Annotated in this window: 13 protein-coding genes, 1 tRNA gene and 1 pseudogene; 7 read left to right on the plus strand and 8 right to left on the minus strand. The window is 63.0% G+C overall.

Annotation, left to right across the window (positions count from 1 at the left end; translation table 11 throughout):
• Positions 1-125 precede the first annotated feature (125 nt).
• On the plus strand, positions 126-1,397 hold the full coding sequence (locus tag GA0061098_RS24530; protein WP_091962386.1) for an MFS transporter: 1,272 nt from the start codon (positions 126-128) through the stop codon (positions 1,395-1,397).
• Between the two features lie 2,010 nt (positions 1,398-3,407).
• Here the strand turns inward: GA0061098_RS24530 and GA0061098_RS47460 are convergent.
• Together GA0061098_RS47460 and GA0061098_RS24540 are read right to left on the minus strand one after the other, a co-directional pair.
• Positions 3,408-3,575, minus strand: coding sequence for an Arm DNA-binding domain-containing protein (locus tag GA0061098_RS47460; protein WP_430649275.1), 168 nt, complete (start codon positions 3,573-3,575; stop codon positions 3,408-3,410).
• A gap of 152 nt (positions 3,576-3,727) precedes the next feature.
• Positions 3,728-3,814: transfer RNA gene (locus GA0061098_RS24540), tRNA-Leu, on the minus strand.
• A 150-nt stretch (positions 3,815-3,964) separates the two neighbouring features.
• Between GA0061098_RS24540 and GA0061098_RS24545 the strand changes: the two genes are divergently transcribed.
• Positions 3,965-4,930, plus strand: coding sequence for a complex I NDUFA9 subunit family protein (locus GA0061098_RS24545; protein ID WP_091962389.1), 966 nt, complete (start codon positions 3,965-3,967; stop codon positions 4,928-4,930).
• A 154-nt stretch (positions 4,931-5,084) separates the two neighbouring features.
• Here the strand turns inward: GA0061098_RS24545 and GA0061098_RS24555 are convergent, their stop codons facing one another.
• From GA0061098_RS24555 to GA0061098_RS24565, 3 genes are all read right to left on the minus strand, one after another.
• Entirely contained in the window at positions 5,085-5,825 is a 741-nt protein-coding gene (locus GA0061098_RS24555; RefSeq protein ID WP_091962392.1) for an SDR family oxidoreductase, read from the minus strand.
• A gap of 3 nt (positions 5,826-5,828) precedes the next feature.
• Positions 5,829-7,154 (minus strand): FAD-binding oxidoreductase, encoded by a 1,326-nt coding sequence (locus GA0061098_RS24560; protein WP_091962395.1) that lies wholly within the window; start codon positions 7,152-7,154, stop codon positions 5,829-5,831.
• A 107-nt stretch (positions 7,155-7,261) separates the two neighbouring features.
• Positions 7,262-8,068, minus strand: a complete 807-nt coding sequence (locus GA0061098_RS24565; RefSeq protein ID WP_091962399.1) for an undecaprenyl-diphosphate phosphatase — start codon at positions 8,066-8,068, stop codon at positions 7,262-7,264.
• A gap of 169 nt (positions 8,069-8,237) precedes the next feature.
• Between GA0061098_RS24565 and GA0061098_RS24570 the strand changes: the two genes are divergently transcribed.
• The 3 genes from GA0061098_RS24570 (at position 8,238) to GA0061098_RS24580 (ending at position 11,033) form a co-directional block, all read left to right on the plus strand.
• Positions 8,238-8,930: a glutathione S-transferase family protein gene (locus tag GA0061098_RS24570; RefSeq protein ID WP_091962402.1), complete on the plus strand. Its 693-nt coding sequence runs from the start codon at positions 8,238-8,240 to the stop codon at positions 8,928-8,930.
• Entirely contained in the window at positions 8,879-10,054 is a 1,176-nt protein-coding gene (queG, locus tag GA0061098_RS24575; protein WP_091962405.1) for a tRNA epoxyqueuosine(34) reductase QueG, read from the plus strand. The genes GA0061098_RS24570 and queG overlap by 52 nt, the downstream gene beginning before the upstream one ends.
• Positions 10,055-10,235: 181 nt before the next feature.
• Complete coding sequence (locus tag GA0061098_RS24580; RefSeq protein ID WP_091962408.1) at positions 10,236-11,033, plus strand: acyl-CoA thioesterase domain-containing protein; 798 nt, start codon at positions 10,236-10,238, stop codon at positions 11,031-11,033.
• Between the two features lie 65 nt (positions 11,034-11,098).
• Here the strand turns inward: GA0061098_RS24580 and GA0061098_RS24585 are convergent.
• Together GA0061098_RS24585 and GA0061098_RS24590 are read right to left on the minus strand one after the other, a co-directional pair.
• A pseudogene (locus GA0061098_RS24585) lies at positions 11,099-11,447 on the minus strand (nuclear transport factor 2 family protein).
• Between the two features lie 29 nt (positions 11,448-11,476).
• On the minus strand, positions 11,477-12,265 hold the full coding sequence (locus GA0061098_RS24590; RefSeq protein WP_091962410.1) for an alpha/beta hydrolase: 789 nt from the start codon (positions 12,263-12,265) through the stop codon (positions 11,477-11,479).
• Positions 12,266-12,511: 246 nt separating this feature from the next.
• Between GA0061098_RS24590 and infC the strand changes: the two genes are divergently transcribed.
• On the plus strand, positions 12,512-13,051 hold the full coding sequence (gene infC / locus GA0061098_RS24595) for a translation initiation factor IF-3 (protein ID WP_091962567.1): 540 nt from the start codon (positions 12,512-12,514) through the stop codon (positions 13,049-13,051).
• A gap of 113 nt (positions 13,052-13,164) precedes the next feature.
• On the opposite strand, the gene GA0061098_RS24600 is transcribed toward infC, so the two are convergent.
• Positions 13,165-13,569 (minus strand): hypothetical protein, encoded by a 405-nt coding sequence (locus GA0061098_RS24600; RefSeq protein WP_091962413.1) that lies wholly within the window; start codon positions 13,567-13,569, stop codon positions 13,165-13,167.
• Positions 13,570-13,841: 272 nt separating this feature from the next.
• Between GA0061098_RS24600 and rpmI the strand changes: the two genes are divergently transcribed.
• Complete coding sequence (gene rpmI, locus GA0061098_RS24605) at positions 13,842-14,042, plus strand: 50S ribosomal protein L35 (protein WP_027535561.1); 201 nt, start codon at positions 13,842-13,844, stop codon at positions 14,040-14,042.
• Positions 14,043-14,078: the final 36 nt, after the last annotated feature.

Raw genomic sequence — 14,078 nt, forward strand, 5'->3', positions numbered from 1 at the left:
CATGGAACCCACAACGGCGCACGAACTGCCCGTTTCGGCGGAGCCTGTGGCGCGCGCCCCGTGGAAATCGTGCGGGCCCACCCCATCTCCCAGTTTCTCTCCCCGCGACCCACGAATCGAGATCCATGACCGAACAGACGCTCGCCGCGCCGATCGACGATCCATCGGGACGCCAGCGCGGCTTCTCGCGCTATCAGGCGCTTCTGATCGCGCTGCTCGCGTTCACGCAGTTCACGATCATCCTCGACTTCATCATCATGTCGCCGCTCGGCGCCATCCTGATGCCCGCGCTCGACATCACGGCCGGGCAATTCGGCGTCGCGGTGTCGGCCTACGCGTTCAGCGCGGGCATTTCGGGCGTGCTGGCCGCCGGCTTTGCCGATCGGTTCGACCGCAAGCGGCTGCTGCTGTTCTTCTATGTCGGCTTCACGCTCGGCACCATGCTCTGCGCGGCCGCGCAGAATTATCACGTGCTGCTGCTCGGCCGGATCGTGACCGGATTGTTCGGCGGCGTGATCGGCTCGGTGGTGCTCGCCATCATCACCGATCTGTTCCCGCTGCACCTGCGCGGCCGCGTGATGGGCTTCGTCCAGACGGCGTTCGCCGCGAGCCAGGTGCTGGGTATTCCGGCCGGGCTGTTTCTCGCCAATCACTGGAATTGGCACGTCTGCTTCATTGCGATCGTCGTGGTGTCGATCGCGGCGATCGCCATCATCGCCTTCGCCATGGAGCCGGTCGACGCGCATCTGAAGCGGAAGCAGGACAAGAACCCGTTCCACCATCTGATCGCGACGATCGGTCAGCCGCGCTATACGCTGGCCTTCGCCGTCACGACGCTGCTGGCGACCGGCGGCTACATGCTGATGCCGTTCTCCAGCGCCTTCACCGTGCACAATCTCGGCATCGACATCACGCATCTGCCGACGATCTATCTCGTCTCCGGCCTGTTCAGCATCGTCACGGGGCCGCTGGTCGGCAGGGCGAGCGATGCGTTCGGCAAATACCCGACCTTCGTGTTCGGCAGCGTGGTGTCCGTCATCATGGTGCTGATCTACACCCATCTCGGCCACGTTACGCTGACGACCGCGATCCTCGTCAACGTGCTGATGTTCGTCGGTATCTTCTCGCGCATGATCCCGTCGCAGGCCCTGATGTCGGCAATCCCCGACCCCGACCAGCGCGGCTCCTTCAGCGCGATCAGCGCGTCACTGCAACAGCTCTCCGGCGGCCTCGGCTCGGTGCTCGCCGCCGGCATCATCACGGAAGGGGCGGATGGCTCGCTGATCCATTTCGACCGGATCGGCTACGTCGTCGTCGCAACCTCGATCGTCTCGCTGGTCGCGATGTACTTTGTGCAGAAGGCGGTGGCGGAAAGGGCGGGAAAAAGGGTGGTTTGAGGGGAAACGGACGAGGCCGGTCTAAGAACGGACCCCTCGTCGCGGCGGTACCGGGATCGCGGTCCGACTGGCTCCAGCGATCGGAAGCCGCTCTATTTGGGGACCAAATCCTGCTAAATGGCGCCCGGGAAAGGCATTTCACTCTTCAGTCAATTGCTTGAATTGATTATATTTTTTATTGATCTATGTGACCCCAGACCCACAATATTACCAGCAGTGGTCCCCTTTAGGCCAGTTCAGCCCCCAGGCTACTACTCCCTTGGTGGGCCCAGAGAAGGCCTTGGATGGGGCTGCCCCAAAGTGGGGACTCTTGAGGGCCCCAAAGTGGCTCTGGAGGGTTCGGGCAGAGACTCGGGATGGGCTTCAGCCCCCATCAGGAGGTCTTCAGGCCCCTCGGAACCCTGCCAGAGGGTGAGTCTAGGACTTCTCTGCTGACCACCCTATCCCAAGGGCATTTTTCTCACTACGTGCAACGTGTACCGCCGGAAGGACACGCCTGACCTGAGACCCCACCGGGAAACATCACCGCTAATAGGCAACTCTATTGGGAGTCTCCAGCACGATGAGTGGCAACGTGCTAGCGCCAGTGATAAGCGAGAGTTGAAGATGCGAGGTCATCCAACATGACAACTGTAGTTTGGGGATCGACTAAGAAGCCGGTCACTAGCCTGCGCCTGGCCGAAGCCATTGAGCAGAATTTCCACGAGGAAGGTACACTTTACATTGGCTACCCGGTGCTGTCCGCTTCCGATGGCGCTAGTTCGATCGATGCTCTCTGGGTCAGTCCGGGACACGGGTTGATCATCTTCCACCTAGTGGAAGGTCGCGATATCGGCAATTATCGGGAGATCCAGGACGAGTTTGCGAACAACCTAGAGACTCGCCTCCGCGCACATCGAGCGCTGATGCACGGTCGCACCCTACTAGCACCGCCGCGTGTCGTTACCTACGCCCCCATGGTGCGCCTCGACGGCAACGACGATGCGTCATATCCTGTTGCTAACGACGACAATCTCCTCCCCGTCCTTCACACAACTGTTTGGGATCACCCTGATCTCTTCACGGCGGCACACTCAGTAATTCAGTCAATCTCCAGCATTCGACAAGGTCGACGTCGCCGGACGATCCATAATCAGAATTCTCGCGGTGCCATCCTGAAGGCACTTGAAGATTCGATCGCAAACCTCGACTCGCGGCAAAGTCGCGCGGTGATTGAAACAGTTGAGGGCGTGCAGAGGATCCGTGGGCTAGCCGGGTCTGGCAAGACCATAATTCTCGCGCTCAAGGCGGCGTATCTTCATGCTCAGCATCCGGACTGGCGCATCGCGGTAACCTTCAACACTCGCTCATTGAAGGGACAGTTTCGGAAGTACATCACCAACTTTGTCTTCGAACAAACGCGGGACATTCCGGACTGGACGAAGTTGCAGATCCTCAACGCGTGGGGCGCGCCCGGCAGCGATGACCGGACCGGGGTTTACTACCAATTTTGTCAAGCAAATGGTGTTGAATTCTTTGACTTCACCTCCGCGCGCAGAAAATTCCTTCCAACTCAGGAGTTCTCTGGCGTGTGTCAGCACGCCCTTAGCTCCGTGGATTCGCCTCAAAAGCTATTTGATGTTGTCCTCGTCGACGAGGCTCAAGATTTCCGCCCAGAGTTCCTGCGCCTTTGCTACGCAGCACTAGGCACTCCCAAGAGGCTCGTTTACGCCTATGACGAACTTCAATCTCTAACGGATTCCACACTGCCACCTCCTGAGGAGCTTTTTGGAACGGATGCCGAAGGTCGCCCACTCGTGACCTTCGCAGCACCACAGCCAGGGCAGCCAAGCCAAGATATAATATTAGAGAAGTGCTATCGGAATTCGCGTCCTGTCCTTGCGACCGCACACGCCCTTGGCTTTGGCATTTACCGGAAACCTGACCCAAAATCAGGCACTGGTCTGATCCAAATGTTCGACCGCAGCGAGTTATGGGAAGACGTCGGCTACAGCGTTGTTGACGGCGAGCTCAGGCGCCAAGCGCTAACGTCTTCTGTTGTCTCCAAATCGGTAACGCTAGCGGCCACAGTTTGCTGCCGTTTGGTTGAACAAGCAGTTGTAATCCGCAACCGTCCGAAAGCTCTTGTGGCTTGGGAGCTGGTCTAATGTTTCTGAGGGTGATGTCTTCGAGTTTCATTGTTGGTCTCTTTCTCTTTCAGGAGAGAGGCACACCAACAAATCATGGGGGCTACCAGCAAACCACTATGAACAGTGGTGGACAGGCTCCTCAATAAACGTCAGCAATTTCAGCCACTTTTGAAGGCTGGCAAACAATTGTGAACAAGCAAATGGTGCCCAGGAAAGGACTCGAACCTTCACGGCCGTTAAGCCACTGGCACCTGAAGCCAGCGCGTCTACCAATTCCACCACCTGGGCATGCCGTTTGGGGCACGGAGGCGGTTACTACGGTTCGGTGACGCCGTTGTCAATTCATGCTTGAAGCCTGTTTCGGGATGCCGATTGCGCATCGCAAACCGGCCCGATACAAGCCTGACAACACGTTACCCACCTGCAGGAACCGACCCCATGGCATCGAATCTGGACACGCTCGTCACGGTTTTCGGCGGATCGGGGTTTTTGGGCCGGAATGTCGTCCGCGCGCTGTGCAAGCGCGATTACCGCGTCCGGGTCGCCGTGCGGCGGCCGGAACTGGCCGGCTTTCTCCAGCCCTCCGGCAAGGTCGGGCAGGTCCACACCGTGCAGGCCAATTTGCGCTATCCGGCCTCGGTCGAGGCGGCGCTGCGTGATTCGCACGTCGTCATCAACCTCGTGGGCGTCTTGACCGAGAGCGGCGCGCAGACCTTTGACGCGGTCCAGGCCAAGGGCGCCGAAACCGTCGCCAAGGCGGCGGCCGCGGCCGGCGCCAGCCTGGTGCATGTCTCGGCGATCGGGGCCGATGCCGAATCGCCCTCGCGATATGCCAAGGCCAAGGCGGCCGGCGAAGCCGCGGTATCGGCTGCGGTGCCGTCGGCCACGATCTTCCGCCCCTCCGTGATGTTCGGCCCGGAGGATCAGTTCACCAACCGCTTTGCCGCGCTGGCCCGGATGTCGCCGGTGCTGCCGCTGATCGGCGGCGAGACCAGGATGCAGCCGGTCTATGTCGGCGACGTCGCCACCGCGATCGCGGACGCCGTCGACGGCAAGGCCAAGGCGGGCGCGACCTACGAGCTCGGCGGGCCGGAAGTGCTGACCATGCGCGAGATCATCGAGGCCATCCTCGAGATCACCGCGCGCAAGCCGGCGCTGATCCCGCTGTCGTTCGGCCTTGCCCGTTTCCAGGCGAACTTCCTGCAATTCGCGCCGGGCGCCTTCAAGCTGACGCCGGACCAGGTCACGATGCTCGAGCGTGACAATGTCGTGTCGGATGCGGCGAAGGCCGCCAGCCTGACGCTGGAAGGGCTCGGCATAACAGGCGATTCGCTGGAGGCGATCGCCCCGCAATATCTCTGGCGCTTCCGCGCCGCCGGTCAGTTCCAGCGTATGAGCGTGTGAGGGTGGTTCACCTCTCCCGCTTGCGGGAGAGGTCGATCGCGAAGCGATCGGGTGAGGGCTTTCTCCTCTTGGGGGTTCTCGGCCGCGGATAGACCCCCTCCCCAGCCCTCCCCCGCAAGCGGGAGAGGGAGCGCACCGTCAGCGCGGCGACACTTCAAAACTTCAGCTTCTTGAATACCGCTTCCGGCAGCGTCTTGATGATCAGCATCACGAGGCGCCATTTGCCGCTGACATAGACGACGTCGGTCTTGTTCTCGACTGCCCGGAGAATGGCATCGCCAACCACCGGCGCTTCGACGGTGAGCGGGCCGATCAGCTTCATGCCATCAGTCATCTTGGTGCGGACGAAGCCGGGCTTGACGGTGACGACATGCACGCCGCCACGACTGGCGCGGGCGCGCAAGCCCGACAGGAAGGCGGAGAATCCTGCCTTGGCCGAGCCATAGACATAGTTCGAGGCACGGCCGCGGTCGCCGGCGACGGAGGACACGCCGACAAGCGCGCCACTGCCGCGGCCCAAGAATTTTTCGGCGAACAGGCCGAGGATCAGCGAGGGGCCTTCGTAGTTCGAACGCATGATCGCGGTGGCGTGGGCAAGGTCGCTCTCGGCATTCTCCTGCACGCCGAGGAGACCGACGATCGAGACGACGACATCGGGCAACGCCGGCAGGCCGCTCACAAAGCCAGCGAATGCGGCGGTGTCGAGCACATCGAACTTGTAGAGACCGACGTCGATCGCGTAGCGCGCGCGCAGATCGGCCGCATCAGGCTCCAGCGTGGCGACGTCGCGGCCTGCGAGGCCGACATCGTAGCCGGCTTTGGCGAAGGCGCGCGCCGCGGCGCGGCCGATGTCGGAGGAGCCGCCCAGCACCAATACAGATTTGCGTGACGTCACGGCCTAGACCTCATCAAACAGACGCTGTGAAAGTTTCGAACGGATGTTGCCGGCGGGATCGAGCGATTTGCGGATCGCGTTAAAACGCTGCAAGGCAGGATAGCCCGCCGTGAAGGTCGCGCGCGACTGGCGCGCGTCTTTCGCCAGATACAGCCGGCCGCCGGCGGCGACGACCAGGCGATCGATCTCGTCGAGGAAATTCAGGATGTCGCCCTTCACCGGGAAATCCAGCGCGAGCGTGTAGCCGGGCAGCGGGAACGACAGGATGCCGTCGCCCTGGCCGAGCTTCTTGAGCACGGCGAGGAAAGAAGCATCGCCGCGCCGTGCGACGCAATCGAGGATCTCGCCGAGCACGGCGCGCGCGCCGGCTTGCGGGATCACGCATTGATGCTGCAGGAAGCCGCGCTTGCCATAGATGCGATTCCACGCACCGACGCTGTCGAGCGGAAAGAAATACGGATAGAGCGAGACCACATGGCTGCCCCCGGCGCGCCGCGCGCCCATGCGATAGTAGAGCTCGTTGAAGGCGCGGACGCTGGTGCGGTTCAGTGCCATCGACGGCAGGTCGACAGGCACGCTGAGGCGAGACTCCTTGCCGACCGGAAATGCATCGGCGCCTCCCGCCAGCTCGCCCCTGCCCGCGTGCTCGCCGAGATAGATCAGCGAACGGCCGAGATCGCGCCCGCGCGCCACGCAGTCGATCCAGGCCACCGAATAGGTCGCGGCATCGCCCGCCTCGAGCGCGCGCATCGCGGCGTCGAGATCGGACGCGGAGATCACCCGCTCGCGGATCCATCCGGTCTCGACCCGGCGCAGCCGCATCGTCGCTTCGAGGATGATGCCGGTCAGGCCCATGCCGCCGACGGTTGCGAAGAAGGCATCGGAGTTCTGTTCGCGCGAGACCTCGATGACCTCGCCCTGGCCGGTGCGCAGCAGGAGGCTGTCGACATACCGGCCGAAGCCGCCCTCGCAATGATGGTTCTTGCCGTGGACGTCGGCCGCGATGGCGCCGCCGACCGAGACGAAGCGGGTACCGGGCACGACGAAAGGCAGAAAGCCACGCGAGCCAAAGGTGTCGATCAGGTCCGACAGGAGAACGCCGGCTTCCAGGCGGATGCGCCCCGTTGCCGGATCGAACGACCTGACCCGGTCGAAGCCGGTCATCGTGACGGTTCTCGTGGCGCCGATCGCGGCATCGCCATAGGCACGGCCGTTGCCGCGCGCGACGGTGCCGGCGGAGACAGCCTCGCCAACCGCCGCGAACGAGCGGGGGCGCAGCACGTCGCTATCGACGACCGGGAAACGGCCCCAGCCGCTGACCAGGGTCATGGCTCAGCTCCTGTGCAGGGCGCGCGCCGCCCGGCGTTGGAACTGACTACCGATCAAAAGCTTAATTTGCGTTGAAAACGCCGGTCCAACCGCTACGGACCATAAGTCTACCGCCCCAGCGCCAGCGCGATCAGGCCGAGCGTCCCGACGATGACGCGCCACCAGGCGAACACCACGAAGCCGTGCCGGGTGACGTATTCCAGGAACGTCTTGACCACGATGATCGCGGTGATGAACGACACCACGAAGCCGATCGCGACGATGCCCATGTGGTCCATCGTCATCTCGGAGCGGTTCTTGTAGAAGTCGTAGGCGAACGCACCGATCATGGTGGGTATGGCGAGGAAGAACGAGAACTCCGCCGCCGCGCGCTTGTCGGCGCCGAGGAACATCGCGGCGACGATGCTGGCGCCGGAACGCGACACGCCCGGGATCATCGCCACGCACTGCGCGATGCCGATATAGAGATACATCAGCAGCGGAAACCTGGTGGCGTCATGCTCGCGCGGCTTGAGATCGAGCTTGTCGACCCAGAGCAGGATGGCGCCGCCGACGATCAGCGTGAAGCAAACGACCCAGGGATTGAACAGCACGCTCTTGATGTATTTGCCGGCGACGAGGCCGACGACGACCGCGGGCAGGAACGCGACCAGCACGCCGAGCACGAAGCGGCGCGAATAGGTGTCACCCGTGAAGAAGCCGATCACGACATCCCAGAGCTTCTTGAAGTACAGCCCGACGATCGCGAGGATCGCACCCAGCTGGATCAAAACCGTAAACGAATCCCAGAAAGCGCCTTCGCCGAGATGGAAGAAGCGTTCCGCGAGCAGCAAATGGCCGGTCGAGGATACGGGAAGGAACTCGGTCACACCCTCGATGATGCCGAGGATCACTGCCCGTATTGCGCCTGACATATTTACGGTCCATTTCGGCTGGAAAAGCGGGGCTCTTCTCGCCTATTCGCCCCCATGCCGCAATCGCAAAATGCGAAATCACGCCCTTGCCTCGCGGTTTTGAAGGACTAGTGTGGCGCCGCACAAACATTGATGGAATCTTAAGCACCATCAAATAGTCAAAGGCTTCATGTTTACGCTGTTTCATCATCCGTTCTGTCCGCATTCGCGTTTCATCCGCCTGATCGCGGGCGAATACGGGCTCGACCTCAAGCTGGTCGAAGAGCGCAGCTGGGAGCGGCGCGAGGCATTTCTGTTGCTCAATGCGGCAGGCACGACGCCTGTGATGGTGGACGACGAGCAGCCGCCGATCCCGGGCGCTGCGATCATCGCCGAATATGTCGACGAGGCCTATGGCGCCGAGATGGGACCCAAGCGCCTGATGCCGGAAGCCGTCGGCGAGCGCGTCGAGGTTCGCCGGCTGATGGCCTGGTTCAACGAAAAATTCTTCGAGGAGGTCTCGCATCCTCTCGTCACCGAGCGCATCTACAAGCGCTTCATGAGCGAGGAGAACGGCGGCGGGCCCCCTTCGGCCGACGTGATGCGCGCCGCCAAGGCCAATGTGCGCTATCATCTGGCCTATATCGGCTGGCTGGCGCAGACCCGTAATTTCCTCGCCGGCGACCGGCTCACTTACGCGGATCTCGCCGCCGCGGCGCATCTCTCGGCGATCGACTATCTGGGCGACGTGCCATGGAGCGAGGACGACGCAGCAAAGGCGTGGTACGCGCGGGTGAAGTCCCGCCCGTCGTTCCGTCCGCTGCTGAGCGAATGGCTGGCCGGCGTGCCGGCATCGCGGACCTACGTGGACCTGGATTTCTGAACTCCGATCCGACTGAACTCAAGGCGGCGCTCACGCGCGAGGCGCGGGCGCTCGGCTTCGACTGCATCGGCGTCACCGCACCTGGCACGATCGAGAGTGCCGGAAAATACTTCCTTGAATTCATCGCCTCCGGCGGCCATGGCGACATGGACTGGCTCGCCGCGCAACCGGAGCGCCGGGTCGATCCACGCGGGCTGTGGGGCGACGTGCGCAGCGTGATCATGCTCGGCGTCAATTACGGCCCGGACCAGGACCCGCTCGCGATTCTCGAGCAGCGCACGCGCGCGGCGATCTCGGTCTATGCGCAGGGCGACGACTATCACGATCTCATCAAGAAACGCCTGAAGGCGCTGGCGCGCTGGCTGGTCGCGACCGCGCCGTCGGATGTGAAAGTGTTCGTCGACACCGCCGCGGTGATGGAGAAGCCGCTGGCGCAGACCGCGGGTCTCGGCTGGCAGGGCAAGCACACCAACCTCGTCTCGCGCGAGTTCGGCTCGTGGCTGTTCCTCGGCGCGATCTACACCACGCTGGAGCTGCCGCGCGACGATGCCGAGATCGATCATTGCGGCTCGTGCCAGGCCTGTCTCGACATCTGCTCGACGGCGGCGTTCCCCGCGCCCTACAAGCTCGATGCGCGACGCTGCATTTCCTATCTCACCATCGAGAACAAGGGACCGATCCCGCACGAATTTCGCAAAGCCATCGGCAACCGCATCTATGGCTGCGACGATTGCCTCGCTGCGTGTCCCTGGAACAAATTCGCGCAGGAGGGGCGCGAAGCCAAGCTCGCCGCCCGCAGCGAATTGCGCGCGCCTGGTCTCGCCGAGCTGGCACGCCTCGACGACGCTGCGTTCCGCGCGCTGTTCACGAAGTCGCCGGTGAAGCGCATCGGTCGCGATCGGTTTTTGCGGAATGTGCTGATTGCTATTGGTAACTCGGGCGAGGCGGCGCTGGCCGAGGAAGCGCGACGGTTGCTGGAGGATGCGAGCCCGCTGGTGCGTGGCGCTGCGGTGTGGGCGTTGGGGCAGCTGGTGGGGCGGGGAGAGTTTGAGGCGATGAAGGCAGCTGCATTAGATCACGAACGCGACGACAGCGTGCGTGAGGAGTGGCAGACCGTCGCCTAACCCTCGGTGTCATTCCCCGCGGAAGCGGGGAATCCAGTACGCCGCGGCTTCGCGACTGAATCACCGCCGTCTCGGAGTACTGGATCGCCCGCCTTCGCGGGCGATGACACCCTTGTTGTGGTCAAGGTGCGCGCGCTTCGCCACACTTGCTTTCCCCACTCATTCCCGCAAAGTCGCGCGTATGACAAACCTGCCTTTCTTCACCCGTGATGGCGATACATTCCATCCGACGGAAGCCGCCAACGGTCCGTGGGATCCGAAATCGCTGCACGGGCGCGTCGTCGTCGGGCTGCTCGGCTTCGCCATCGAGGAGCGACATTCGGGCCCCAAATTGGTGCCGGCGCGGCTCACCGTCGACATGTTTCGGCTGCCGACCATCGACAAGCCGATCGAGGTGACGACGCGCCTCGTGCGCGACGGCTTGCGCATCCGCGTGGTCGAAGCGGAATTCGTCTCCGGCGGTGTCAGCATGGCGCGGGCCTCGTGCCAGCTGCTGCGCAAGACGCAAAATCCTGATGGCAATGTCTGGTCGCCGCCGAACTGGGACGTGCCGAAGCCGGCCGACATTCCAAAACCCACCGATCCCCGGCTCGGCATGAACGGCAAATGGACGACGCGGCCGATCGTCGGCCATATGGGCTCGCTCGGCCCGCGAAAGCTCTGGATGAGCGAGGTGCGCGAGCTCGTCGCCGGCGTGCCGATGACGCCGTTCGTCCATGTCGCCACCGGCGCCGATTTCGCCAGCCCGTTTGCCAATGCCGGCGACAACGGGCTCGGCTACATCAACAGCGACGTGACGATTTATCTGCACCGCTTGCCGGTGACGAACTGGATCGGCCTCGAGGTGGTGAACCATCACGCCACCGACGGCGTCGCGATCGGCGAATGCTGGCTCTATGACGAACAGGGCCCGATCGGCACCGCGACGGTGGCCGCGCTGGCGCAGCGCAAGCCGATGGCCAATCCGTCGAAGCGATAGGAGCGCGCGCCGCTCTCCGCTCGTCATTTCGGGCTCGCGCCAAGGGGCGCGCCCCGGAATGACGACTACGCCAGATGCCGCTGCATCTCCGGCCGTGCCTTCAGCTCCGCGCCCTGCTTGGCGACGATCTTGGCAATCCGTTCCGGCGCAAACTTCAGGTCGACGAACGCCGGCGCGGTATTGGCGACCTCGTGATAGCTCACGATCTTGCCGCCGTTCAGCGTCATGATCGCGACACCCTCGAACATTGCCCGCGCGCCGCCAGCTTCCGGCAGGGTCGAACTCGCGGCCTGCGAAGGCGCCGTAGAACACGTCGTGATAGACGCCGTCCTCGGTGAACAGCTCGGCGAACGCTTTGCCGTTGCGCTGCTCGACAGCATCGCAGAAGGCGCGCAGCATGGCGGTGGTGGTCATTGGATTGCCTCCTGAAGGAAGAAGGCAGTTCACCCGATCTCAGCCACCGCGGCAATAATGCGCGCGATGTCTTGCGGGCGGGAGAGGCGGTGATCGCCATCCTGGATCATGGTCAGCACGACGTCGTCGGCCGGCAGGCGATGCGTCAGCGCGAAAGCGTGCTGCCAGGGCACATCGGGATCCTTCGCACCTTGCAGGATGCGGACCGGGCAGCCGAGATCGATGGCGCTGCCGAGCACGAGGTGGTTGCGGCCTTCCTCGATCAGGTTCCGCGTGATCGGATAGGGCGAGCCGTCGCCATATTCGGATGGCCGCAGCCAGAGACCCTTGGTCTCGATCTCCTGCTTCACCGCCGGCGAAAAATTCTTCCACATCAGCTCTTCGGTGAAGTCCGGTGCCGGCGCGATCAGCACGAGCCCTGCGAGCGAGGCCGCGCCGGAACGCTTCCTGATCTCGCGCGCGAGCAGCAGCGCCATCCAGCCGCCCATGGAGGAGCCGATCAGGACCTGCGGGCCATCGCAGAACCGTTCGAACACCGCCACGCACTCCTCCAGCCAGCGTCCGATGGTTCCATCGGCGAAATCGCCGCCGGATTCGCCGTGGCCGGAATAGTCGAACCGGACCATGGCGCGGCCGTGATCCCGTGCCCAGGCGTCCAGCGCCAGGGCTTTGCTGCCCTGCATGTCCGATTTGAATCCGCCGAGCCAGACCAGCCCGGGCCCCTGCCCGCGCCGGCTGCGCACCGCGATCCTGCGTGATGACGGGCCCTCACCCACATCGATGGTATCGAGCACGGCATCGGGAATTGCATGGCTCATGGAACGTTTACCCTGGCTGCGCGGTTTGAGCTGTCGGGTCGTAGTCCGCAGCGCCGGAGACCGGCATTGTCCCTTTGGGACGCTTGCGGAACGGAAGCAAGGTGTCTATGTCGGTCAGCGTGCCCAGGCGTGGCCGAAATACCTCGCATTTGAGGGTTTTTCGTTTCGCGCACGAGCGAATTGCTTGCCGGCAAACGCATCTTCCTGCAAAATAGCAGCCTCTTTCACAACTTTGGAGAACCACCCATTCGCCGTCCCAATAAAGCCCCGCCCGTCGCCAGCAAAGATGGGCCGCGCATCAATGATGATATCCGCAATGCGCAGATCCAGCTGATCGATCAGGCCGGTGACAACAAAGGCACCGTCGAGACCGTTGCGGCCATCCGGATGGCCCAGGAAGCCGGCATGGATCTGGTCGAGATCTCGCCGAACGTCAGCCCTCCCGTCTGCAAGATCATGGACTACGGGAAGTATAAGTATTCGGCCCAGAAGAAAGCCGCCGAAGCCCGCAAGCGGCAGAAGATCGTCGAGATCAAGGAGATCAAGCTCCGCCCGATGATCGACGACCATGATTACGACGTGAAGATGCGCGCGATGCAGCGGTTCTTCGAAGAGGGCGACAAGGTCAAGATCACGCTGCGCTATCGCGGTCGCGAAATGGCGCACCAGGAGATCGGCACCAAGCTGCTCGACAAGATCAAGACCGACGTCGCCGAGCTCGCCAAGGTCGAGCAGGACGCCCGATTTGAGGGCCGTCAGGTCGTCATGGTTCTGGCGCCGCGCTGACGCTGGTTGTTTGGAACTGAGAATTCAGCGGCCCGTCCGGATCTCCGGCGGGCCGTTTTGTTTTCACCCCCCTGCAAGCGGGAGAGGGAGCACACCGCTCTCGCCGAGGGCGCCTACGTCCGTGTCGCCTGCCAAGTGCCGCTGCACTGGTCACCGGAAATGACACCTCTCCACGAGCCAGCTCCGTTCACGCCAGCGAGCCGGCCGCCGCCGCTGGCATGGGACGCGCCGACCGAGACCTGGACTGCGACGGCGCCGCCGCGATTGATCTTGCCGGAGACCCGGCCGCCGCCAGCGGACGAGACCCGGCTGCCGATCACGGTGAAGGGAACGCTATAGCCGGAGCTGCAATTGCCGCGGGTGGTGGCGAAGGTGACGTTCCAGACGCCGTCATAGCGGGCCATGCGGGCATCGGCGGTCGACGGAAGCACAGCCGCGGCGAGCGCGGTGAGCACCGCCAGGTGGCGCGGACGGACGAAATCAGTCAAAGAGAAAAGCGATCGGGACAAATGGGCCATTTTGGTCCTGCTCCGGGCGACACGACTTGGACATAAGTGTACCAGCACCGATTAGTCGGCAGGTAGGTTCCGCCGGTTCATCGTTGCCAATTCGCCCGTTCTCTGTCATAAGCCCGGCCTTCATCGCCCGGCTGATTAAGGGCTGCCGTGGCGGTGTTTCGTGCGGGTTTCGCGCTTGTTCGTAAAACCTGAGCACAATCAACGCTCTAACGAGCATTTTTGACGGCCAGCCGCCTTCGCGGGCGGATCTCTGTGGCCATTAGGAGAGCCAAATGCCCAAGCTGAAGACCAAATCGGGCGCTAAAAAGCGCTTCAAGGTGACTGCCACCGGCAAAGTGATGTTCGCCCATCGCGGCAAGCGTCACGGCATGATCAAGCGGACGAAGAAGCAGATCCGTCAGCTGCGCGGCACCAGCGTGCTGTTCAAGACCGACGGCGACAACGTCAAGAAGTACTTCTTGCCGAACGCCTGATCGCGTCCACGATCATTGCCAACCGTGCCGCGTCTT

It is taken from the genome of Bradyrhizobium shewense (assembly GCF_900094605.1).
Classification (GTDB): Bacteria; Pseudomonadota; Alphaproteobacteria; order Rhizobiales; family Xanthobacteraceae; genus Bradyrhizobium; species Bradyrhizobium shewense.